Source organism: Sphingobacterium sp. SGG-5 (genome assembly GCF_011043525.1).
Taxonomy (GTDB): domain Bacteria; phylum Bacteroidota; class Bacteroidia; order Sphingobacteriales; family Sphingobacteriaceae; genus Sphingobacterium.
In genome coordinates, this window is record NZ_JAAKGO010000002.1 from 209,096 (window position 1) to 233,540 (window position 24,445).

16 protein-coding genes are annotated in these 24,445 nt (G+C 44.1%); 3 read left to right on the forward strand and 13 right to left on the reverse strand.

The genetic code is table 11. The features are described from left to right. Positions 1–42 precede the first annotated feature (42 nt). Both G5B30_RS03200 and pgi read right to left on the reverse strand, forming a co-directional pair. On the reverse strand, positions 43–465 hold the full coding sequence (locus G5B30_RS03200) for an energy transducer TonB (RefSeq protein WP_206366995.1): 423 nt from the start codon (positions 463–465) through the stop codon (positions 43–45). Between the two features lie 80 nt (positions 466–545). Further along, on the reverse strand, positions 546–2,192 hold the full coding sequence (pgi, locus tag G5B30_RS03205) for a glucose-6-phosphate isomerase (RefSeq protein ID WP_165318519.1): 1,647 nt from the start codon (positions 2,190–2,192) through the stop codon (positions 546–548). 125 nt (positions 2,193–2,317) lie between these two features. Here pgi and prfB point away from each other — a divergent pair. Continuing rightward, positions 2,318–3,401 (forward strand): peptide chain release factor 2 gene (gene prfB / locus G5B30_RS03210; protein ID WP_165318520.1). Its coding sequence is split into 2 segments (ribosomal slippage): positions 2,318–2,377 and positions 2,379–3,401, totalling 1,083 coding nucleotides; the frame shifts between segments, so codons are not numbered across the junction. A gap of 31 nt (positions 3,402–3,432) precedes the next feature. On the opposite strand, the gene G5B30_RS03215 is transcribed toward prfB, so the two are convergent. The 11 genes from G5B30_RS03215 to G5B30_RS03265 all read right to left on the reverse strand — a co-directional run bounded on the left by G5B30_RS03215 (position 3,433) and on the right by G5B30_RS03265 (position 22,244). Further along, complete coding sequence (locus G5B30_RS03215) at positions 3,433–4,656, reverse strand: alpha/beta hydrolase family protein (RefSeq protein WP_165318521.1); 1,224 nt, start codon at positions 4,654–4,656, stop codon at positions 3,433–3,435. 2 nt (positions 4,657–4,658) lie between these two features. Further along, on the reverse strand, positions 4,659–5,849 hold the full coding sequence (locus G5B30_RS03220) for an SGNH/GDSL hydrolase family protein (protein WP_206366996.1): 1,191 nt from the start codon (positions 5,847–5,849) through the stop codon (positions 4,659–4,661). 20 nt (positions 5,850–5,869) lie between these two features. Beyond that, positions 5,870–7,771 carry a hypothetical protein gene (locus G5B30_RS03225; RefSeq protein WP_165318522.1) on the reverse strand — a complete coding sequence of 634 codons (1,902 nt, stop codon included), beginning with the start codon at positions 7,769–7,771 and terminating at the stop codon, positions 5,870–5,872. A gap of 17 nt (positions 7,772–7,788) precedes the next feature. Continuing rightward, positions 7,789–10,167 (reverse strand): family 78 glycoside hydrolase catalytic domain, encoded by a 2,379-nt coding sequence (locus G5B30_RS03230; protein WP_165318523.1) that lies wholly within the window; start codon positions 10,165–10,167, stop codon positions 7,789–7,791. A gap of 11 nt (positions 10,168–10,178) precedes the next feature. Further along, positions 10,179–12,524, reverse strand: a complete 2,346-nt coding sequence (locus G5B30_RS17530) for an alpha-L-rhamnosidase C-terminal domain-containing protein (RefSeq protein ID WP_165318524.1) — start codon at positions 12,522–12,524, stop codon at positions 10,179–10,181. A 24-nt stretch (positions 12,525–12,548) separates the two neighbouring features. Further along, positions 12,549–13,505 carry a hypothetical protein gene (locus G5B30_RS17250; RefSeq protein ID WP_206366997.1) on the reverse strand — a complete coding sequence of 319 codons (957 nt, stop codon included), beginning with the start codon at positions 13,503–13,505 and terminating at the stop codon, positions 12,549–12,551. Positions 13,506–13,537: 32 nt separating this feature from the next. Then, positions 13,538–15,139 (reverse strand): sialidase family protein, encoded by a 1,602-nt coding sequence (locus tag G5B30_RS03245; protein WP_165318525.1) that lies wholly within the window; start codon positions 15,137–15,139, stop codon positions 13,538–13,540. A 17-nt stretch (positions 15,140–15,156) separates the two neighbouring features. Beyond that, the gene (locus G5B30_RS03250; protein ID WP_165318526.1) at positions 15,157–16,797 is read right to left on the reverse strand and encodes a RagB/SusD family nutrient uptake outer membrane protein; all 1,641 of its coding nucleotides are present in this window, start codon (positions 16,795–16,797) and stop codon (positions 15,157–15,159) included. A 25-nt stretch (positions 16,798–16,822) separates the two neighbouring features. Further along, positions 16,823–19,891 (reverse strand): SusC/RagA family TonB-linked outer membrane protein, encoded by a 3,069-nt coding sequence (locus tag G5B30_RS03255; RefSeq protein ID WP_165318527.1) that lies wholly within the window; start codon positions 19,889–19,891, stop codon positions 16,823–16,825. A gap of 104 nt (positions 19,892–19,995) precedes the next feature. Beyond that, the gene (gene fucP, locus G5B30_RS03260; protein ID WP_165318528.1) at positions 19,996–21,213 is read right to left on the reverse strand and encodes an L-fucose:H+ symporter permease; all 1,218 of its coding nucleotides are present in this window, start codon (positions 21,211–21,213) and stop codon (positions 19,996–19,998) included. A 140-nt stretch (positions 21,214–21,353) separates the two neighbouring features. Next, the gene (locus G5B30_RS03265; protein ID WP_165318529.1) at positions 21,354–22,244 is read right to left on the reverse strand and encodes a helix-turn-helix transcriptional regulator; all 891 of its coding nucleotides are present in this window, start codon (positions 22,242–22,244) and stop codon (positions 21,354–21,356) included. A gap of 240 nt (positions 22,245–22,484) precedes the next feature. Between G5B30_RS03265 and G5B30_RS03270 the strand changes: the two genes are divergently transcribed. Both G5B30_RS03270 and G5B30_RS03275 read left to right on the forward strand, forming a co-directional pair. Further along, positions 22,485–23,348, forward strand: coding sequence for an amidohydrolase family protein (locus G5B30_RS03270; protein WP_165318530.1), 864 nt, complete (start codon positions 22,485–22,487; stop codon positions 23,346–23,348). Then, the gene (locus G5B30_RS03275) at positions 23,341–24,414 is read left to right on the forward strand and encodes a Gfo/Idh/MocA family protein (RefSeq protein ID WP_165318531.1); all 1,074 of its coding nucleotides are present in this window, start codon (positions 23,341–23,343) and stop codon (positions 24,412–24,414) included. The genes G5B30_RS03270 and G5B30_RS03275 overlap by 8 nt, the downstream gene beginning before the upstream one ends. Positions 24,415–24,445: the final 31 nt, after the last annotated feature.

Genomic DNA, 24,445 nt, shown 5'->3' on the forward strand with positions numbered 1-24,445 from the left:
CAAGAAAGCTAGCCCCCCCTCGTTTTAATTGTCATAGCTATTTTACCAGGCATCTACATAAATGGGCAATTTATACTGTACGCGTACCGGCTTGCCATTCTGTATGCCGGGCTCCCATTTTGGAGCTTTACGCAGGACCTTTATCAAGGCATCGCCGGTTCCGTAACCTAAATCTTTTAATATCTCAAAAGAGGAAAGACTTCCATCTTTTTCGACGATAAAGGAGACCTCTACTTTTCCGTATACTCGTTCCTTTACTGCTTTTTTAGGCAGTTTGTATTTCTGCTGCACCCACTGGCGAAATGCCATCATTCCGTCAGAAGATCCCTGCAAGACAGATGAGGAATCTCTGGTAGCCTGGATGTATTCTTGATTATGGCCTTTGCTAAAATACCCTTTCGCTCTCCCGAAGCAAATGAGCAGGAAAACAAACAAGGCAACAGTTATCTGTGGCAACTTTATCATATCCAAAGTTAGCGAAAATAAATCAACCGTCGTCCGAATTCCATGCGACTACTGCAACGAATGATGCAACAGACTATTTTTTATCTCCAGGCTTTATACTGATTGATTAACCCGTTTGTCGACGAGTCGTGCACTTGTACCGGCACGTCATCTTCCAATTCGGGAAGGATCTTGTTGGCCAGCTGCTTTCCTAATTCTACCCCCCATTGGTCGAAGCTGTATATATTCCAGATTACACCTTGAACAAAAATTTTGTGTTCGTAAAGGGCGATCAGACAGCCTAAGGTATACGGTGTGATTTTTTTAATCAAGAAGGAGTTTGTTGGCCGATTGCCTTCAAATACCTTAAAGTCTTTTAATGCAGCAACTTCCGGTACGCTTTTGCCGGCTGCCTGTAATTCCCTTACGACCTCTTCTTCGGTCTTTCCATTCATTAATGCTTCTGTTTGCGCAAAGAAATTGGAAAGCAACAATTGATGGTGGTTGCCAATCGGGTTGTGAGAGATAGCGGGTGCAATAAAATCACATGGAATGAATTTAGTACCTTGGTGAATAAGCTGGTAGAAAGCATGCTGTCCGTTGGTGCCTGGTTCCCCCCAAATGATAGGCCCGGTTTGATAATCCACACGTTTGCTATTCCTATCGATATATTTTCCGTTGCTTTCCATATCGCCCTGTTGGAAATAGGCTGCGAAACGGTGCATGTATTGGTCATACGGCAAAATGGCATGGCTCTCCGCATCAAAGAAATTATTGTACCAAATACCCAATAGAGCAAGCACGACCGGAATATTTTGCTCAAATGGTGTCTCTTGGAAATGTACGTCAGCTGTATATGCGCCTTTCAGCAGTTGCTCAAAATTATCATAGCCAATACCTAAGGCGATAGATAAGCCGATAGCAGACCACAGGGAATACCGACCGCCTACCCAGTCCCAAAACACAAACATATTCTTGGTGTCGATGCCGAAAGCAGCGACGGCTTTTTCGTTGGTACTCAGTGCAGCAAAATGCTTGGCGACATCCGCTTCGCTACCACCAAATTTTAAGAACCAATCTTTAGCTGATCCCGCGTTTGCCATCGTTTCCTGTGTGGTGAATGTTTTGGATGCGATTAAAAATAACGTCGTTTCGGGATTCAGTCTTTTTAATGTCTCAGCAATATGCGTACCGTCCACATTAGATACAAAGTGCATATCCAAGCGTGTTTTGTATGCTTTCAGGGCCTCAGTCACCATCACCGGGCCCAAGTCGGAACCACCTATACCAATATTAACGACATCCGTTATTTCTTTGCCGGTATAACCCTTCCATTCTCCAGACAAGATCTGATTGGTAAACTCTCTCATATGGGCTTGTACGGCTCTCACCTTAGGCATTACATCCTCACCACCAACGACAACTGCGCGCGAGGATTGATTGCGCAACGCGGTATGCAATACTTGCCGCCCTTCTGTCTTGTTTATCTTTTCGCCGGAGAACAGGGCTTGAATCGCTTCTCCGAGCTGACATTCTTTTGCCAATTGCACTAAAAGAGCAAGCGTCTCATCCTTTATTCTGTTTTTTGAAAAGTCCAAGAGGATATCCTCCAATTGTATAGAAAATTTCTCGAAGCGTTTCGCATCCTCAGCAAATAACTGTTTGAGGGGTTTTTCATTGACGGAGATGTAATGGTCTGCTAAATATCTATAGGCTTGCGTTGTTGTGAAATCTACGTTTGGAAACATATCGATAAGTCTTTTTTCTATGTTGAACTGTTTAACCGATGGGTTTGATTAACCGGTCGGTCAAAGATAAAAAATGCAGGGGTAAAAATATTTTTATTTTTGACTTTTTATTTTACATTTGACGAATGACGAAGGAACAAATACAAGACTTGAGGGATAGAGTGACTTCCCTGAGGAGGCACCTTTGACATCGATGTCAAAAAGGCCGAGATAGCGCAATCCACCGAAATAACACTACAATCCGATTTTTGGGATGCTCCGAAAGAAGCGGAAAAAGTCTTGCAGTCCATCAAAAACTTAAAGATATGGACAGACCAATATGATGCTGTTGCTTCGGCTGTAGACGACACGGCGATCATGTATGATTTTTTCCAATCGGGCGATGCCGATGAAAACGATGTCAACGAACAATACGCACTCGCGCTCGAAGAGGTAGAGAATTTAGAATTCCGCAACATGCTGAGTGCAGAGGAAGACCAGCTCGATGCGATTCTTCAGATTACAGCAGGTGCGGGTGGTACCGAATCCTGTGACTGGGCCTCCATGTTGATGCGGATGTACATCATGTGGGGTGAAAAACACGGCTGTAAGGTCACCGAACAGGATCATCAAGAAGGTGATGTGGCCGGTATCAAGACCGTCACGCTACAATTTTCGGGAAATTTTGCCTATGGCTACCTAAAAGGTGAAAATGGCGTTCATCGCTTGGTGCGGATCTCTCCTTTTGACAGTAACGCGAAAAGACATACGTCTTTTGCATCAGTATATGTCTATCCTCTTGTGGACGACAACATTGAAATCGATGTAAAGGATTCGGAAATCGAATGGGATACATTCCGATCGGGAGGTGCTGGTGGACAAAATGTCAATAAGGTAGAAACAGCGGTACGCTTACACCATAAGCCTACGGGCATCATCATCAAGAATCAGGAGTCCCGGTCGCAACTTCAAAACAAGGAAAATGCTTTACGTTTGCTGAAATCGCAGCTTTACGAAATTGAGATGCGGAAGCGGCAGGAAGCGACAGCGGCTATTGAAGGCTCTAAAAAGAAAATCGAATGGGGTTCACAGATCCGCAATTACGTCCTGCATCCTTATAAGTTAATTAAAGACCTCCGGACAAATACCGAAACGTCCAATACACAAGCTGTACTGGACGGAGACTTGGATGAGTTTCTGAAAGCGTATCTGATGGAGTTTGGGGGATAAGATAAGTAGATTCGTAATCGTGGACATAAGCCTACCTCAAAATAAATACACTTGATGCCGATAGGTTTCTGTGATCCCGCATAAAGAAAAAACCATATTTAAACCCTTCATGGGGTGTTGGACAAAAGATTTTGCGACTCATAGGATCATATTTAGCCCTCACACTCGACCATACCCTATGTTGATTTGTCGAAGATGTGTCGCTCGAGTAGAAAAATTCTGCCGAATATAATGAAACGGGGGAATCATAGAGTGCCGAAATTTGACTATCACCATCTTCAACCGATCCGAGTCTGGGCACTTGTCCATAACCGTGGGCATAATGATCAAAAAATGCCCGGGGTTCATGCAGAAGCCACCCAGCAGAATGACTATGTTTCATATCAGGCACGATATTAACGAACCTCTTGTCGTCGGCTACTAGAGAATACGTTTGGTGATAAGGAATCACGTTAAAATGTCTATCTGTACTACCGTTAATAAACAAAAATGGAATCTTGGCCTGTTGAAGATACGAAGAAGGATCAAAGTACTTTATCCACTTCGCTTTGTCTTCTGTTTTCAACCGATTCAGATCATTTTTGAAAACACCACTCTGCGCATAAAACCCACATCCGTACACAGGCACCGCCGCTTTAAAACGCTGATCGATAGAAGCCGCTATACACGTAAGGTAGCCTCCCCAGCTTATGCCTGTGATAAAGCTGTTTTTGGAATCTACATTTGGCTGGTTTAACAACCATGAATGCGCTAATATAACGCTGGCTACAGCATGATATTGCCAGACATCGTGTAAACTGTGACCGGCTATTTTGTCAAACTTATTGAAATCAACCTGATCTGGCCCCGGATTCGGCAACTTGCTGCCATCAGGACCATTTCCTGATAAATCCATAGCAATAGCTGCATACCCCTCAGCCGCCCATTGCTCCACCCATTCCCGATAAGCCTTTCCTCCACCACCATGAACAAGGACTACAGCAGGATATTTCCGGTGACTTTTGACCCCTCTCACGATATCAGGATCGGAATAATAAGCAAATACTTCCGTATTCTTCCCCTCGTAGCTCACGCTCCGAAACAGCATAGAACGTATCGAGGAAGTCGAGTCAAGATTCGTGAATAAAGGTACCTCCCTTAATTCCTCCATATCCCATAAAAGAGAAGGTGATACCTTATCTTGACCTTTGGCGCCCACCGTCAAAACCACAAGGATGCTCCACACGAAAAGTATAGGACAGAACAAAGCTTTCACTATTATTTATAAATTTCAGGGATATCGATCAGGGTTTGTTCAAACATCAGTTTCGCCCCCTTTATGTTTGGATGGTGATAGATTTGTTTGTGCGCATAGTCTTCCAGATACATGGCCGTTTTATCAACTTCCAACCCATCCTTATGAACAGATGTAGCCAAGTCAAACCTACACCCTTTGATTCCGTATTTCTTTCGCACCTTCTCGATCATGGCATTCACCGGAATCTGGGTTCCACTCTCATTGGCCGGAATGTTATTTAATAGGGGGATAGCGCCCTGAGACTGTATATATTCCACCAGTTCACTCAGATTTTCTTCGGTGTTTTTTCCATTTGTACCGATCGTTACCATAACATATTTGGCCTTGATATAAGGAAGTTCATTTTTAATCCGCTTCAGAATCTGTAGGATAGTCGTCCCTCCCCGCGCACTTGCAGCCGCCCGACCATCCAGTTGTTTAATAACCAACTGTGTCCAAGCCTGTCGAAAATCGGCTGAGGGATAGTATCCATCGGGTTCTGTGATGGAGTCACCGTACATCAGTAGTGTAAGATCCCTCAATCGAGAATATACGCCCATCTGTTTGACGAGCATAGGACCTCCAGAAGTGATTCCAAAGCAATAGTAGTCATATTGGAGTCCGACAGCAAACCCTGGGGATTCAGCCCCTCGACCATGTCCACCCCGACCATCATGGGTTGCAGATATTTCAGCACGCTCACCGGTATTCAAATTGACTAGCCGTACGATAGACTGTTGATACTCTCTATGGATTTCTACAAAATACTCGTCTTTCGCATTCAGAAAATCTACCGTTTTCTCTATTCTTGGGTCTGTTACGAACCCCATCTTTTTGTTGGCTATATCAATATACACTTTGAACGGCCCCGTATCACCCTGAAATACAGCATGTGTGTCACCCGAAAATCGAACCTGGTAGCGGACAAACCGAGATGCCAACGCATAATAACGATCTAGCCTGACCAGACTGCCTGCGCCGGCAACCAACAACCCGTCCCCTAAGTAACGAACTTCATCCCCTTTAATCACCAATTCCAGGCATTGTTCATTTTTATTCAGCAAGCGACTATAAAGTGCCGTAACAGGTATTTCCTGAGCCAGCACCCCCAGCGAACCACCAAACGACAGTAGCATCATTATCACAACGGTTTGTATAGTACGTCGTCTCATATCATTATTTTTTTTCTTTATCAATTCGAAGGCCACCCTACCTGTTTTAAGAGATCTTGTAAAATAACCAAACTGTATGGTTTACTGGTATCGCCCGTGACATACGTATCAAAAACACCAGGGGCAAACTCATAAAACACCACACCATCCACCAGAGGATCTTGCTCTATCGCTGTCATAAATTTTGCATTCAGTTCTCGGTGATTCACGTTATCGATGACCCATACGGGCTTATGCTGCGCTTTCGCCCGAGCTTTGATCCGGTCAGCCAACGCCGGTCTGTAATCATTGAAATAGTAATGTTTCAGCGTTATTTCATCCGCCAGATCGACTATTTTTTCCCAAGGCACTATAATTTTTGGCATCGTCCAGAAACCGAGTTCATTAAAATCACTCTCCGCATAACTGACCTCAGGTTCTTGATCCGCATGTCTTAAATGAATATTGATCTTCTTATGGTGATCTCGGATATACTTCGCCGCCTCTTCCAGAAATTCGTAATAAAAGTCGCCTCGAATCTTCATGATCTTATAGGGATCAGCTTCCTGTTGCAGTATATTGACACCGTATTTCTGAAGATACTTCTCCACAATGGGTTCATTGTATCCGTAACTGAGATGATCAGCCACCATAGCCGAATGATTTTGCAAACGAAAATCTATGCCATCGTATCCCATATCCACAGCCCTTCTGACCTGCTGCATCCAATATTCCCGCACTTCAGGATACGCTTCACAAAGCGTACCTTTCATTTCTTCCCTTACCCCCTTAGCTATACCATATACCCCTGTACTTTCCCATCCATTCCCCCAAAAACCTACACCGTACCACTCAAACTCTACACCCCACTTCTGAAACAGATCCATAGCCTTCTCTCCCTTTACTGGGTTGCCCTCCGTACCCCAGGCCTTGGTCGCCGGATCAAGCGGCACATTGGGCAAATGCAACGGGTTACGCGCATACACCCCCAAGGTAATGGGAATTTCACCAGATGCTGTAAAAACTTTAATCATGGAGTATGGAATAGTATAAAGTTTATGCTGTGATTTGACTATAGCTACAAAATACTTATAGTCTTCACTTATATCGAGGTTCTCCAGCCTCAATACGAGATGTTCTTTGTTATCGTACAGTCGACGCCCGTTGGCATCATACACATCTTTAAATCCGTATGAGACTGTTGTTGTATAGGGCTGTTCGAGTCTTTTATAAGTCCCATTATCCTTGCTTACGTACAATTCCACCTCTGTCGAATCAACCTCAGACCTCGAATACCCTCTGAAATTAAGGTAATTATTGTGCCCAATCTTATTTCGAAAGGAATCAATACAAAAACTCACTTCAACAGCAGTCACGGGCAGGTTGGTCCGCTTTTGGATCGAATCGACCAAAGGTTTCCGTTGGACACGGTATTCGGGATGCTTGATAAGCATATTGTCAAAGTGAATATGGCTCCCTCCTATAGTTTTAACCAAGGCTCTGCTATACGGTGCTACTTTCCCCTCGGGTATAGTGTTTCCCGATCCGGACTCATATGGTTTCATAACAGCAAATGCCTCCAAACCTGCTTTTTTCGCCTCATTCAGGTACACCCAGTTAGGATCTCCAAGTTCGATGACAGACTCCAACATACGATACGGCATTTTTTTTCCCATCGGTAATATCGTGTTGAACGGATGGGAGTGAGCCGGATACCCGGGATTACAAAGGACGAGGTAAACCCTTTCAAAACCAAGCTCCTTGAGTATTCTCATCTCTTTTCGGATAGAATCGACCGTATGGTACCGTAGTATTTGATGGGGTATATCGATCAACCCCGTGTACCTTTTCCCTCCGGCACTTCGTTTTTGTGCATGGGTCTCCAAGCAAACAAACGTAACAAGCATCAAGAGGCATAGACGCAAAAAGATATAAACTTTCATGAGTATTCAGATGTGGTTCAAATATCGATCTCTTGTATACCGGCGTGCAAAGCCATTTCTTTTCCCCGCCACATAAAGGTTCCTGTTAGATTCGGAGGTAGTATTATTTTACCTACGATCCTATTACCGTGCTGCTTCTTTAGAGCGACTTTTATTTTTCCTAAAGGATGGGGCATTTCTCCCTCAATTTCTTCCAACTCGCCAAATGCCGGCTGTATAATGACACTTTTAAAGCCTGGTTCTGCTGGTCTGATCCCACATATGGTGGCCAGAAATTCATAGTTTGGCACAGAAGCCCAAGCATGGGAATCAGATCGTGTCGGCTCAGGCGTTTCCGCAAAAGTCGTCAACCCTAAGCGCAGCATTTCTCGCCAAGGCTCCAGCTGTGCGTAATAGCTGTCTGCCATTCCCGTCTTATGTAGCGCCCTTGTCAGATAAAAACGATAATAAAAGGACGACTGCGATAGTGTACGGTCGGTCAAAACCTTGTCCATGACTTGTTTTGCTTCTTCACCGGATAGCGCATGGCTGATGATGGCCATAATATTGGCATGTTGGCTATAAGTGCTTTGATTAGGCGCATCCGCCATCAATCCCTTTTCTTTGTTAAAACATGTCTCATACGTAGCTGCATTCAACGATAAAGCCACTTGGTGATAATGATCTGCTTCGGCCTGCTTATGAAAATAAGCAAATAATGCGGCGGCTTGCTGCAAGGTATAGGAATAATGTAACGTCCGGATGGCCGTGTTTCCTTCCGCCCCACCCCGGCTATTCACTAATCCCGGCACCCAATCAATAAAATTCCACCAAGGCATTTTACCCAATATCTTTGTATTTTCTTGAATATATCGCTCGTGCCAATCCAGCACATCACGCACAGAAGAAAGAAACTGTTCAATAAACGCATCATCCTGCCTGTGCATCCAATAGTCATACACCATAGAGACCCAGAATAAGGAAAAGGTAGGAATGACCTGTAGCCTATTGCTTGGATATCGCCCTTGTGGCAGACCTTCTGGTATCTTGGAATGATAAAAATCTAAGATGGCCTTACGCATCAGACGGTCGTCTCCACTCATATATAGCGTGACCAAGGCCTGCAACCGTGTATCTCCCGGATACTGTAACTGTTCATAATAGGGTGTATCGAAGAAAGTTTCGCCGGCACAAATCAACTGTGTCCTCCAAGCAACATCCCATATTTCCTGTAGGGAGGGGTCGTTACTGCGAAATGATGCTTCCATGCGAAAAGGATAACCCGTCGCCATGCCGTAGAAATCGTCGATAAGCAAATCCTCATCCTTTGTCACTATATCCAATTGCACGTAACGGTATGTTCTAAACCATAAAGGCCTGAATTTACGGTCAACCCCTCCATCGGCAATGAATATATCATCATTTCCTATTATATTTTTCCCTTCGATGTCATTTCGGTTGCCCTTGACAAAGTGCTTATCATACAGTGCTTCCGCATAAGTAAGCTTGATCTCGGCCCCCTTTCCTTTGCTTACCAAAAGTTCAGGATAGGCTACAGTGTTGTACGTCTGGTCAAGCAGCAGGCTCACTTGGCTATTTGCGGGGATACGTAAAGCCTTCTGTCCGGTCAAAAAACCATCTTGTACGGCTTCTATATTGGCTCGCCGAACCTTCGGGATACGCTGCTGCTTCTCTTCAAACAGCGGGATATTTCTCGGCACCAATGTCCAACGGTTGTCCGTACCATAGCCTGTAGGAACCGGATGTACAATCAGGTGGGACACGAGCCAATTGGAGTCGTCATAACCCGGCAACTCCCAATTCCATGGATAATCGGCTCCTTCTACACGATCGCCCGGGCCTACGACCATATAATTTCTCATGCGACGCTCATTGTCTGTGGAACAGGGGGAGTAAGCCTGATTTTCAAGCACCCGCCAAGTACTATCCGTATTGACGACGTTTTCACCTTCCGTATCTCCCTGTATCAGAAATGCCGTTTGGTTACTTATCTGTGCCACAGGCATGTGCTCACCCATATTCCATACGAGTGCCGCTATTACATTTTCGCCCGGGTGTAGATAAGGGGCAATATCCACGCTTTCAAAATACCAATGATACAGATCGCCTCGAGCCGGGCCGCTTGTAACCGGATGTCCATTCACAAATAACCGATAGCGGTTATCTGCTGTCACATGCACGATGAATCTATCTTTCACTTTGCTCAATGTAAATGTCTTTCTGAAATGATACACCCCATACTCTTTTTGGGGTACATTCGGGCAAGTAATCCATTGCGCATCCCAACGCCCCTGTAACAAAGCTGGGTTAATATTAACATCTTGCCCATGCAAAACGGGTATGGACATCGCACTCAACAGTATAGCAGCTAGTATTTGTCTTATTTTGAACAGCATCTATTTATATATTATTTTATCGCTTTTAGCACAAAGGCTCTGCTACCTTTATGCGTTATCTGAAATTTAATATGGCCCGTATCATCCTCATCAATATAGGTCGCACGCTTATTTGCAATGGATTTACCGTTCTCCCAAATGAGTTCATTACCCAAAAATACCCGACGATACCCCGCTTTGGGCACCCCTGCTATTGCAGTAGTTCCTTCAGGCAAGCTAACCTGTAGTGTAAAGTTTTCATCATCCTGCTTGGCAGCCACTTCTACGCTTCCCCAATCGGTTGGCACCTTGGCTGATGCGTCTTGCATATCATATAAAGCGGGTAAGACCTGAAACACTTTGAAACGAGGCTGTATGGGTTTTATGCCCAACAGATCGCGCATGAGAACAACAGTGCCCGCACCGGCCCAACCATGATTGATCGACCCTCCCCCAAAACCTTCCGGCCCTATTCCCCACCCCTCAAACAAGGTCGTAAAATAGGGATGATTGACCATATAATCAAAGCGCTTTTTGAAGCGGTCTAAGCCTTCTCCACCATAGCCCATTTTAAACAGGGCTTCAAGCACAAATTTTTCCATAAATGGGCTACAATGCCATTCTGTTTTCAAGGTTTCCGCTATAATCGGATATTTATCGCTGGACACAATTTCTGCCACAACTGCAAGAGCCTGTACACGATCATCTGTTTTACCCCTATAGTTCGGACTTCTGTAACCAGAGGGCGTCCAGAACTGCCTGTTGAACGATTGTTCAAATACAACAAGAAATTCTTTAAAAGCCACCGCATCTTGTCCTTCACCAATCAGTGCTGCGGTGTTATACAGACTCTTCATAGCAAGGTAGTACCAGAGGTTCTGAATAAGTAACATATCTTTTTCCTGTCCCCAATCTCCCCACGTCCAATCTCCTGACCTCATTTTTACGGTACCTTGCACGTCGTGTTCCCACAATGCTAAATATTTTTTTATGCCGCTATAGGTATTTTTCAAGGTTTGGACATCTCCTGTATGCATATAATAATTCCAGACTCCATAATAACCGATACTTGACAACATATGTACAGGAAGTTCTTTATCCCAATTTCCTGCCGGAACAGGCCCGAACAATACCCCATTCCGTTTTTGCCAGGCTATTGTCTCATATAGGTATTTTCTTGCCAGCGCATGGGCATTGGAATCAAACATATAAAATGCCTGAGCGGCCTCATGCACCTGATCACCAGACCACTGTGCACGCTCCCTTTCCGGACAATCCATGTAGGTATCTCGCATATTCACATAAACGGATCGCACGGCCTTATTCCAAAACTTGTTCAAAAAAATATCCGAACTGTGAAAATAGCCGACAAATTCAGTATCATACCCCGTTTCCCGAAACTTTAAATCCAGTACTTTTACGCCCTTGGGGATGCAGTAATACATTTTATGTCCGTTCAACCAGCCCAAATTTTCATATTCCTGTCGCCCTTGCTTGGTAATATACTCGCCTCGAATTCCGGTATCGCCTCCATTGTATACTAAATAGTTATCGGTAAACATCTTTATACGCTCCCCTTCTTCCGCTTCTACTTCAAAATAAGGTGTTATCTGTGCATCATACGGCAGGTCGCAAACGATGGTATCACCGGTACTCACAAAAGGAAAAGACAAGGTGTTGATGTAAGATTTTAACCCATAATCTTTCCATAGCGGAATCGGCCTTTTGCGCAGGTCATTCCAAGGGTAGTCTCCTGCAGCGCCTATTTCCATCGAAGCGGTCATTTTCCCATCGTCATAATCAGTATCCCACCATTTGCCCAAACTCTCTCGTGCATCGAACAACAGACTCGATTCCGGAAGCCGAAAATTAGCCATCGGTGCTTCTGCTGTTTTATAGGCCCTCAAAACTGTACTCTTCCATGTTCTGTCGCTCACAATCGCTGTAGGACCTGCATCACAATCGAATAATAGCCCCGCCCGTCCACTACTTTTATGCGAGAAACCGTCCTTCCCAAAATACCAAACCTGAATAGCTATTGTATTCGATCCCTGCTTCAGATAGGACGCAATATCCAACTCGTCGTAATAGGTATCCCATGGATTAGGCCCTCTTTTCAAGCCCCCTTCAAAAACAACCTGCCTGCCATTAACCCAAAGCCAATATTTACTATCCGTCGCTATTTTTGCAATAGCTTGCTCTGGAACAACATCGATATGAATAGTCTTCCTAAAGGCCAGCCAAGTATTGGTTGCACTTTGTGAATTCATGTTGGTAATCCATTTTACCGAAGGATTAAATTCACGGGAAGCAAATACCTCAAAAGAGCAGAGCAGAATGATATATGTAATAAATACAGGTATGATACGCTTTTTCACAACGGCAAGATAAGAACCCTAATGCTATTTTTTCAAACACCTGATACAACATCCAAAATACCGCCGACTTGGTGCCACTGAAGCCGTCGTTACCGTGATATCAATCGCCATGGACTGATGAGGCGTCAAGCCTCCCGTCAATGGTGCAGCGGTACTACTCCAATACATACCACGGTTGCCTACACCGGTAAAACCTGCAGGACCGGTCCTAATCGCACCCACCGTCAATTTCAATATGGAATTAAATGCGGTTTCACTGTTCGTGATCGTACTCCCCAATACGCCGTCCGTATTGTCTTTGATAGCCGTATACTCGGTTGCCGTCGGCAATCGCCACCCTTCGCCTATCGCTTTACAAGGATCAGCTCCATTGGTCGCTGTCACTTCTTCGGGTGTTGCCGCAGTAGCGGTTACGGGTTCTTCCATGTTCCACCACGTATTTTTATTAATATACACCGAACCCACCGCATTACCCGTTTTTGTCGCAAGTATATTATCGGGGTTGGGTGCTGTCAGATTTGTACTATTGACAGCAAGAGGAGGCTGGGTCGGATTGGTTCTATCAATGAGCTGGTGTCCATCATCCCATCTACCCCATTGAAACAGGTCTCCATGAGCCAGATGATCGTTAGTCGACCCAGCCACCTGAAACGATCCCAAATTTTGCTGTAACCATATACTACCGTCACCTAGCCGTACCGTAGCGTATACGACAGTCTCTCCTGCGTAACTGAACACGACCTGACCGAGATCACCCAAATTTTCACCAGGTTCGATCGTTTGTGGTCCATCATCGTCATCGCCCTCATCTCCTCCATTATTGTTATTGTCATCGTTATCGTCGCCCGTATCTTCATAAACCGGTTGTTCTTCAAAATAGTCAAATGGACTGCTTCTTTTACAACTGCTTTCTCCAAGGACAATCACCATGAGCAGTAGCCCTGTTATGACTCTCCAAGGGTATAATTTTATAGTTTTCATATGCTCTTATTTAATTATTTCGATTATAATTTTTATAAAGGACCATAAGGATATTGTTTATCCTTATACTGGCGAAAATCATCAATCCTTTTGAAGAATAGATAGTTGGCATCGTGATAATCTGGAGGAGCACTATTTCCATCGTCATACGAAGAACGAATGAGCAGAACAATATCATTACCATCAAAATCCCAATCCACATATTGAAAGCCACTTTTGTCTACATTCGGGTGATTGACAACAATCTTGTTGACTGTCCAATGGACTAAATCGGCAGAAGACGACAAGGCCAACGTATTTCTGATCTTCGGTGTCCAAGTGTATCCCCATTGATCGGGTGCGATACTATTTACCAACGACCAATATTTACCTGACTCGGCGTCATAACGAACAGTAAACTTCTTTGATCCACCAGGGAAAGACACAAAATCCTCAGTGGGATTAAAATCTGCCGTCGTACCCGTGCTATTGTACCGAATGACCGCAGCATACTCTTCACCACTGATATTGGTGTGCGCCCTCAACATATTCCGCACAACACCGTCGGCTCCTAATACGACTCCTCCTTCGAGCATACCTTCAAAACGTCCATCCAACCAAGTTCCGTCAAATGGAACTGTCGTACTGGATGTCCAGTTCGTTCGTTTCAGTAAATCTGCGTCAACCGGTGCAGAGATAACCATGGCTTCAAATGCTCTCGCCCAATCAGCTGAAGAGCCTGTAACTTTCTCAAGAGCCTTCCATATACGCCCATTATGTACAACAATGGGTGATGAAGCCGTCTGGTACAAGCCGCTAAATAATAATCCATTATTCTCGGTAGTAGGCGCTGCCGTCCAGGTCACCCCCTCATCGTCGGAAGAACGGATTACCACCTGACCCGTTCTATCCAATCCTAAGATATACAATGTATTATCATGAAAGAACAAAGTGCTCACCTGCTGCCGTTGCAACTCGGAAATTCTAGTCCAGGTAATCCCTTCGTCTACAGAACGGTATATTCTTGAGGTTCCTGATACGGCTCCCGGACCAAAAAAATCGTGAGACGCTAAATAATCACCATTAGGAAGGACGCAAATGCTCGGGTTTCCGATATATCGCTGGGTATTTGGCGCACTATAAGCGACGACGTGACCGGGCAGACTGGTCAAAGATCGCTCCGTCGTGTAAAAACGATAGGTGTCCCCACTACCTGATGTCTCATTCAATGCAATACCATTCAACCGGATACCTTGTGCCTCCCCAGGCCACTTCGTCACCACAAACGACTCTCCTCCCATCGTTGAGATGGAGGTTCTCCGAGCTAACTCTTCCTTATTTAATATTTGCGTTACGATATGGCTTTTTAGTTCATCGACCGACATTTTTTGACAATCCACATCGGTCATATTCTCAGGAACGAACACCGTAAAGCCTTTATTCCAGACTTCCTTGCTCAATTGAAGCGTTTTAAAATGCTTGGCAAAGCATGAAAGCTGTGGGTGGCTTTCTATCTGCTGTATCAACTCGAGTGGCGGGGTAGTCAATGCATAGTCGTCCAACACATCCGGATCAATACGCACATCCTCACACGCTACTATCATAGCTAACCCCAGGATGCAGCTCAATACTCTATATACCCGATACTTTTTCATATATTATTATCTTTAAATTAATTATAACCTGGGTTTTGTTCCAAGGCCGGTTGCCTATTGATTTCATCCTGTGGAATAGGAAATAGGTCAAATTCCGCTCTATAGGTTCTGTTTTGCAACAGATTATATTCAAAGGACCGTACCGTTCCCGTAAGCCTTACAACTACACCGCTCGCGCTGCGCATTACCTGTTCTCCTATCCTCCAGCGGCGGATGTCCCAGAATCTCTTCCCTTCAAATGCCAGCTCAACTCTTCGTTCTCGTCTTATCCTATCACGCATCTGAGCTCTGTCCAATCCTATCGGTAATGGAGGCATATTGATTCCTACTCTTGTTCTGACACTATTGACTGCCTCATACACACTATTATCTGGTGCATCCAGTGCCTCATTTTGCGCTTCGGCATACATCAGCAACAGATCTTCATACCGCATGTACACCCAAAAATGCTCTCCAGTGACCGCTGGCTCTATGTTCGCATTCTCGTCTACCGTTTTTGCCAAATAATAGCCAGTTCGGGTCTGTGTGGTTCCTCCCCCGGGAAGTACCGCATTCGTGCCCGCACTCGCATGCGTACGGATGACCTGTCCTTTCCACGTACTTCCGTCATATATTATCGAGTATCCCAGGCGGGGGTCTCTGCCGGCATAGGGGTCATTCGGGTCATATCCAGAAGCAGCAAGGTCTGTTATCGGAAGTCCGGTAGCCTGCATTTCATAAGCATCTACCATTTCCTGTGTGGGCTGGATTCGCGCATAACCCCGTAAGCTGGGTAAAAACATCAGGTTTCGCCATGCTGTTTTGTTGACAGTAGATTGAAAAATAATATTAGGTGTCGTCCGCGAATGAAAAAGACTTTTATAATTTCCATCGACACTGTAAGCCTCCAACTCAATAACATCCCGAGCCGCATTCGCCGCTTCAACCCATTTTGCTCGATCACCAGAAGGATTATGCAAAGGACTGGCACGAAATAACAAAGCCTGTGCTTTAAGCATCAACGCGGCCCCCTTAGTGGCACGGCCCAAGTCTGCAGGTGCATTTTCCTTATACAGTAGATCCGCTGCTCGATCACAATCCGCTACAATTCTAGCAACGGTTTGGTCTACCGTATTTCTAGGAAGATTGAGATCCTCGGAGACATCCAGTGTACCTTCAAATACCGGGACACCTCCATAGCGCTTAAAAAGCTCCATAAAGAAGAAGGCTCGAAGAAAATACGCTTCACCGATCATTCTGTCTTTCGCCGCTATTTCCACCGGGTTTTCTGGAGTCCAAGCATCTATCTTTTCCAAAAACAGGTTGGCACTCCGCACAGCACCGTACAGAGGAACCCATCGGTCCAACACATTTTCCGTGGGTGTAATCTGACCGTTGGTATACACCTGTGGGCCATTGCCCAGCTCTTGCGAAGTCAGGGCTTCATCCGATGCGGCTGCATACGTAAAAGTTTCGCTGCCAGCCGGCTGCCACTCATCCGGCAACCTCCTATAGACACCCGCCAAATATTGTAACGCTTGCTGATAGTTTCCAAAGACCTGGTTTTCTGTGAGCCCACCTGTCGGCGCTTTATCAAGATATTCATCAACCTGACAACACTGGAATGTCGTCAGCACGACTGTCAACAACAAGAGGGTTATGCTATATCTCGTTTTCATATCGTTATCCTTTCTAAAATTCATGCTAAAAACTAATTGCGGTCCCTAAATTAAATGTGCGCATCGTCGGATAAGTATTGGTCGCACCCGTTAGCTCTGGATCAAATACCGTATCCCCCTTCCACGTAAAGAGATTCTGTCCATTCGCATATATTCGCCAAGACCGAAACCCTTTATGGTTGATGATCTTAACATCATTAAACGTGTAGCCAATTTCAAAATTCTTGAGGCGTATATAACGCACATCTTCTAAATAAAACGTAGACTGCCTATGGTTGTTGGCATTCCGCACAGAGTGGAGAGCCGGATAGGTTGCCATAGCGGCTGTTTCGGGCGTCCACCTTCCAAGATGTGCTTCTAATACTTTACCGCCATTGAAAAATTCCCAATACCCTATCCCCTGGTTGTTGCGCCAAGCATTTGCCGCTCCCTGAAACAGGAAGCTCACATCAAAATTTTTCCAGTTGGCTCCTCCGGAAATACCAAAAAATACCTCGGGCACATTGCTCCCCCCGATATGGGCCACATCGTTACCATCGATCACACCATCGTTGTTAAGATCTTTGTATTTTAAATCGCCCGGTATCACCGTGCCGAATTGGGTAGGACTGTTATTTATTTCGGCCTGATTTCTGAAAAATCCAATCGCTGTAAGGCCATAATATTGGCCAATACTTCTACCTGTCCGCGCCAACCATGGATAAAGCTGCGGCGCCTCATCCATAAAGAGAATCTTGTTCCTTGAGAATGATGTGTTAGCGTTGAGGAAATAATTTACCTGCCCTATTCTATGGTTATGCGTCAATTCTATTTCAAAACCTTTATTTTCGACTTTACCCTCATTAACCGGGGGAAGATTACTGCCCGTCATCCCCAATATTCCAGGAACAGTATTGGGTGTTATTAACTGATTATACCTATTTTCATAGAACAGATCTACATTAAGACCCAACATATTTCTGAAGGCTTTCAATTCTACTCCCACGTTCGTCTTCTCTGCAATCTGCCACGATACGGCACGGTTGGCCATTGCCCCTTCAGAAATGGCCGCTACATTCTGTAAAGTTGTGCCATATCCATAAGAACCTTCATTCAAATATTCGGAGATAAACAGCCATCTCCTTCCGGCAATTTGGTCGTCTCCGGTCAAACCGTATGAAGCTCTGACTTTAAGGTGATTGATGAGATTGCTTCCTTTCATGAAATTCTCCTCCGACAGAAGCCAACCTACAGACGCTGCAGGAAAGAAGCCATATCGCTTTTCTGGTGAAAAGTTGTCCGTGCCATTATATCCCGCGTTGAATTCTGCGAAATATTTATACTTATAATTATATACCGCACGCATGACAAGACCTTGGGACACGAAAGGAATAGCATTAGTCGCATTTTGGTCCGCTATGGCATTGACAATCTGTGTTCTATTGGCTAGAAGTAAGCCGGACACATCATGGTCTCCAAACCTTCTTTGATAATTTAGCGACGCATCCATCCATATCGTACGACTTTGGGAAAATGCTCCCCTCGGTGCTGATAGTGGAATATCACTATTGAAGAACGTATAGCTTTCGGTATCATTGAAGTCACCGGTACCATTATACCGAATACGAGGCACTTCTTTTGTCCGGACAAGACTATTATTATAATAACCATCAAAAGAATAGTTGCCTTTTATCGACAGTCCCTCGGTGATAAAGTTCAGTTTGCGAATAGCGGTAAACATACCTGACATCGCTGAATTATACTCCTCCACATACCCGGACTCATTTAGGAACCAGAACGGATTAGCCTGCTGTGTATCATGACTGTAATAACCGACAGGATATTTAATAGGAATGGTCGGAGTCACCGTCATCGCTGTAATAAATATATTGGCAACCGAGCCATTAGGCCTACTGATATTTTGAATAGCACCGTTCAGCTTTAAGCCTATGGAAAAATTTTCATCAAAATCGATATCTACGTTAGAGCGAAAGTTATAACGCTTGTAGGTAGCGTTAGGGTCATAATCACTGTTCTTTTCCGCATTGTAGATCCCTCCTTGATCGAGATATCCCACATTGACAAAGTATTTCGCCAATTGGCCGCCGCCTGATACATTGACATTTGCTCTGGTTTCGATACCTGTTTTCAAAAGCTCGTCTAAATAATCCACATTGGCGTAGCGCAACGGGTCGGACCCCGTTCTAAAAGCTTCTATGGCCTCATCGGAGTAAAACGGCTGCGTGGCAGTCGGATTATCATTTTTATACCCTTCGTTAAAAAGAATTGCTGTATTGTACGCATCCAAAAACTTGGGCATTTCTACGGCATCCGAAAACGCTCTTTCTAGGGTAGCATTAATCGTTGGCTTTCCAATTTTCCCCGATTTAGTGGTCACAATGATAACCCCATTTGCTCCTTTCACACCATATAGAGCCGTTGCTGAAGCGTCTTTCAAAATAGTTATGTTTTCAATCTCGTTGACATCGAGTAAACTGATGGCTTTATAGTCCCGCTGTACACCATCTATCGTGACCAATGGGGTCGACGATGTATTCAAGGAAGCCCTCCCTCGGATAAATAAAGCGGGATCATCCTTACCTGGCTCACCGGTCCTTTGTACAGCGACCAACCCCGGCAGCCGGCCCGCCAGCGCATTCATTACATTTGCGGTAGGGCTCTGCTTCAACTGCCTGCCATCCACAGACGCGATAGCCCCAGTTTGTGCGATTTTCTTTTGACTCTGTCCAAAACCCAACACCACCACTTCTTCCAAAGAACCTCTCTCTGGATCAAGGACCACCTCGAATCTGTCCGCGGACACCCCAGACACCGCAATTTCTTTGACCTCATAACCTACGTACGAAAAAGTCAAGACATCCGTCTGTCCGTTGGGAACCTCAATATCGAAAGCACCGTCCGCATTTGTTCTCGTAGAAATCGTTGTACCCTTTACCGTCACAGTCACCCCTTCGAACCTATCACTGTCCTGATTACTGACAGTGCCCGATACCGTCCTGATCTGTCCATTTGCTTCAGAGCAAAAAATCAGCAAGCTAAAGAACAGCAAGAATACATGCAATTTGTCATACCTGAATTGAAAAATTTTCCTCATAATCTAACTATTGTTTATGTTATTGGTCTATACAAAGATGCCCTATTGACCCCTTTAGGACAAATACTCTATTATCACCATTCTATATTAAATTGACATCGGTGTTATACACTCCTCTTTTTATACCCCGACCAGCCATACCATAACACCACCGAAAAGCATATCAACGGCATAAAGAACGCAAAAGAAGTTTGTGTGGCATCAGCAACCCACCCCATCAGCGGAGGAAAAACCGCCCCGCCCACTATACTCATAATCATATAGGAGCCCGCACGTTTCGTCCCACTCCCCAGTTCTCTTATGCCCAACGAGAAAACCGTTGGGAACATAATACTCATACAAAAGCAAGATAAAATCAAAGCATACACCGACACAATGCCAAGCTGGGCAAGGACGACGCCTATAGAAAGGATAGCTAAGACAGCATAAACCAATAGCAGAAGACGTGGTGAAAAGTATTGCATAAGCCATGTTCCGCCAAAGCGACCTATGGTATAAGCCACCATTGCCGCAGCCAGATAGAACGCCGCTTTCTGATTCGTCATACCAGAAGCCTCCTCTACAGCATAATTAATAAAAAAAGCCCATACACCCGCCTGCGCCCCTACATAGAAAAATAAGGTTACGATACCGTAAACGAAGTGCTTTTGTCTGAAAATCGACGCTGTAGCCCTCGGATCTTCTGTTGTTTCATAGCTGGCATTTCCCTCCGATTGAATCTCAGGCAGGTCAACCGTATAGAAGACGAAAAGCATGCTTAATGCCAACATACCGATGACCAGATAAGGTGCTCGGATAGACACTAATGATACCATGTCTTCTGGGTGCCCAGCGAATAACAATAGACCTCCGATCAAGGGGCCAAGAATGACGCCCAAGCCATTAAAAGATTGGGCAAGATTTAATCGTGTCGCTGCTCCCGCCGGTTTTCCCAATACCGTTACATATGGATTGGCCGCAGTTTCAATAATTGCCAAGCCACAGCCAAGCACAAAAAGTGCCATTAAAAAGAATTCGAACGTCGCTATCTGTGTGGCCGGGTAGAATAAGAAAGCCCCTGTAGCATATAAACCCAACCCAACTAATATCACCCTCTTATAGGAATATTTCTGCATGAAATAGCCAGTGGGCAACGCCATTAAGAAATAAGCGCCATAAACCGCCAATTGTATCAGACCCGACTGTGCCTTGGTGACATGCAGGGCATCTTGGAAGTGCTTATTGAGCACATCTAACATACTTATGGCAAATCCCCACATAAAAAAAAGCGAGGTGATAAGTACAAAGGGAAGCAAATAAGGTTGTTTTCCAAGTCGTCCCATATCAGCATCATTTAATTAGCGTTGTAAAATCGGTATAAATAACACTGCAATAATAAAGTTATCAAAAGCCATATACTAATACGCCTTTAGCTTATATCTGTATGTTTTTGACGTCATAATATAGCAAAGCAGGAGCATTGCTATAAATTAGTATTATTCATATGCCGGCTAAGGATATGTGTTCTGTACTGTTGGGGGGTAATATCTCTTAGCTCCTTAAAGCGACGATTGAAATTGGATATATTGTTATAGCCTACTGCAAAACATATCTGTGTGATATTCATCTTGTTCTCTTCCAATAGCTGACAGGCATAATTTATTCTCAAGTCATTGACAAACTCTTTTAAAGTTTTTTTTGTCCGGGCTTTAAAATACCGACAAAAGGCGGACGGGGAAATATTCGCATGGCCTGCAATGTCCTCCAAAGTTATCTCGTTCGTGTAGTTATGGAGCAAATACTCATAAATGGCGCTCATCCTTAACGAATCATGATCATTGATATTCTCCCAATATCCCGCAGAGGAAAGCAATTTGTATTGTTTTTTTTCGGCCAATTCATGTAAAATCTGCAAAAGCGAAATCACTCGAAGTGGACCATTTTGATGCAACATCTTTTTCATCAGATCGATAATTCGACTTTTAGTTGCTCCATATATAGATAATCCTCGCTTACTTTTTTCCATCAGACTTAGGATGACACTCATCTCGGGAATCTTGAAAAATTGCTCACCAAAACATTCGTCTGAAAAATGAATAATAATGGCATATTTATTTTCTTCGTCAAGCTCACTGTTATAATTGATTTCGTGGGACCAAGCATGAGGTAGATTCGGGCCATAAAACACCAAATCATTCACCTCAAACGTATGTATACTCCCTCCCGCTATCCTCTTGCCATGTGGATAACGGATAAACGCTATTTCGTACTCATTGTGGTAATGCCACTTGGTATCCAACAGATCGAATTCATCTTTTCTTATCTGAAAAGCAGCCAAATTGGCAACGGACGGTTTTGCATATATGGGTTTCATGAGCCATCTTTAGTTTATATTGATCTTCAAACGAGTACGTCTAAAGTAGTACTAAAAAAACATGAAAACAAATTAAAGAATCCCATTGTGTCAAATAAATATAGATTTAGAACACCTATACGGCACAAATTAAAAGAGAAGAAAGCAAACAGAAACAATTAAGATCAAATTAGTACATAAAGAAGTTAATTCAATATATTTATTCTGGTTGAATTGATTCTACCTTTAAAATCCAATTATATGGTGAACAGAAACAGGCAAATAGTGAAAATATCGGATGCACATGTACATTTCTGGAATGTAGAAAAAATCAAATATCCCTGGCTGGATAATTTCCCCAAAATCAATATGAATCTTGGGATCGAAGAATATGATGAGGCTATAGGTGACATTCAGATCGAAAACATCGTATTTGTACAATGTGAATGTGAACCAAACCGTTACAGAGACGAGTTACATTACATCAATCACATCGCCCAGACTGACCATCGTATCCAAGCAATCGTTTCCTATTTTCCGTTGGAATATGTGCAAGATGACAAGGAACTGGCAGACTTACTACGTGAATTTCCGTTGATAAAAGGTATCCGCCGATTGGAAGAACATCCGTCGTCTCTGTACAAAAACACCAATTTTATACGGCAAATGGATCTCTTGTTAAAATACGATCTCAGTTTTGACCTTTGTGTCACGGCGTCCCAAATACCCGCCGCGGTCGGTTTGGTCGAGTCCAAACCTGAACATAGATTTGTCTTAGATCATTTTGGCAAACCTAACATCAAGGCAAATGAGTTCAAAGCATGGGAAAAGGCCATAAAAAGAATTGCAGCTCATCCGCAAACCTACTGCAAACTATCAGGATTGGTGACGGAGGCTGACTGGCAAAACTGGGATGTGGCAACGTTAAAACCTTACTTTCATACGGTACTCAAGTATTTTGGCTCAGACCGCCTTATGTTCGGTAGCGATTGGCCTGTTGTGACCTTGGCTACATCTTATGATAAGTGGTATTCTGCAGCCATAGAATTATGTGATGGCCTTGACCTACATAGGATATTTTATGCTAATACGTTGAATTTCTATAAGATTGCTACGCATGAATAACTCAACCCTATTTACCCATGAAATAAAAATGCCAACTCGTATACGGCCGATCGTAGTTATAGGTGCTGGCGGTATCGTAGAAGAAGCTCATCTGCCTGCCTACCAAAAAGCTGCTTGGCCAGTGTCTGGCATCTTTGACGTGCATGTAGAGCGATCTCAAAAACTGGCCGATCAGTTTAACATCTATAGAGTCTTTTCTTCGCTAGATGAACTTATACAATCTTCGCCCCAAGACTGTATCTATGATATTGCCGTTCCGGCGTCCCAGCTAATTGACATTTTGCCCAAACTGCCTATAGGATCAATAGTTATGATGCAAAAACCAATGGGTGAAACTCTACAGGCTGCCCAAGAAATTTTTAATATATGCGAACAAAGACAATTCACGGCGAGTGTCAACTTTCAAATGAAGTTGATTCCTTCTATTACTGTCGCCAAGAATCTGATAGACCAAGGTTATATCGGCGAATTACACGATATGGAAATACGCATGAATATTCATCACCCCTGGGGACTATGGGATTTTCTATTTGATTTACCCCGAATGGAGATGCTGTATCACAGTATCCACTATATGGACATGATCCGTTATTTCCTAGGAATGCCCCAATATATATACGCAAAAACCTTTCAACACCCGAAGCAAATGCAGTTGGCATCTACGAGATCGGTTGTGGTCTTCGATTATGACAAACCCATCCGAGCGTTTGTCAATACCAATCACGGCCATGATTTCGGGTTGAAACACCAGGATTCCTTCGTAAAATGGGAAGGCACCCAAGGAGCGATTAAAGTCACTTTAGGAAAGAATATCAATTTTCCAATGGGGGAAGCCGACGCTTTCGAATATTATTTCAATGATGACAATCTCCATGGGTGGAGGCAAGCAAATATTTCAGGTTCATGGTATCCCGACGCGTTCATGGCTACTATGGCAGACCTTATGCTTGCAGCAGAGCGTACTGATGCACCACATGTCACATCTGTACGACACGCACTCGAGACAATGCGCCTCGTAGAAGCAGCCTATGAATCCAGCAATCATGGGGGAATACCCATTCTTTGATTATCACATTATATTATTTATACATTTTAAT

Coding starts and splice junctions, on each gene's coding strand:
- G5B30_RS03220 (WP_206366996.1), bottom strand. CDS start 5,849: ATGAGACGACGTACTATACAAACCGTTGTGATAATGATGCTACTGTCG.
- G5B30_RS03245 (WP_165318525.1), bottom strand. CDS start 15,139: ATGAAAAAGTATCGGGTATATAGAGTATTGAGCTGCATCCTGGGGTTA.
- G5B30_RS03225 (WP_165318522.1), bottom strand. CDS start 7,771: ATGAAAGTTTATATCTTTTTGCGTCTATGCCTCTTGATGCTTGTTACG.
- G5B30_RS17250 (WP_206366997.1), bottom strand. CDS start 13,505: ATGAAAACTATAAAATTATACCCTTGGAGAGTCATAACAGGGCTACTG.
- G5B30_RS03275 (WP_165318531.1), top strand. CDS start 23,341: ATGAATAACTCAACCCTATTTACCCATGAAATAAAAATGCCAACTCGT.
- G5B30_RS03200 (WP_206366995.1), bottom strand. CDS start 465: ATGATAAAGTTGCCACAGATAACTGTTGCCTTGTTTGTTTTCCTGCTC.
- G5B30_RS03250 (WP_165318526.1), bottom strand. CDS start 16,797: ATGAAAACGAGATATAGCATAACCCTCTTGTTGTTGACAGTCGTGCTG.
- fucP (WP_165318528.1), bottom strand. CDS start 21,213: ATGGGACGACTTGGAAAACAACCTTATTTGCTTCCCTTTGTACTTATC.
- pgi (WP_165318519.1), bottom strand. CDS start 2,192: ATGTTTCCAAACGTAGATTTCACAACAACGCAAGCCTATAGATATTTA.
- G5B30_RS03265 (WP_165318529.1), bottom strand. CDS start 22,244: ATGAAACCCATATATGCAAAACCGTCCGTTGCCAATTTGGCTGCTTTT.
- G5B30_RS03270 (WP_165318530.1), top strand. CDS start 22,485: ATGGTGAACAGAAACAGGCAAATAGTGAAAATATCGGATGCACATGTA.
- G5B30_RS03230 (WP_165318523.1), bottom strand. CDS start 10,167: ATGCTGTTCAAAATAAGACAAATACTAGCTGCTATACTGTTGAGTGCG.
- G5B30_RS03255 (WP_165318527.1), bottom strand. CDS start 19,891: ATGAGGAAAATTTTTCAATTCAGGTATGACAAATTGCATGTATTCTTG.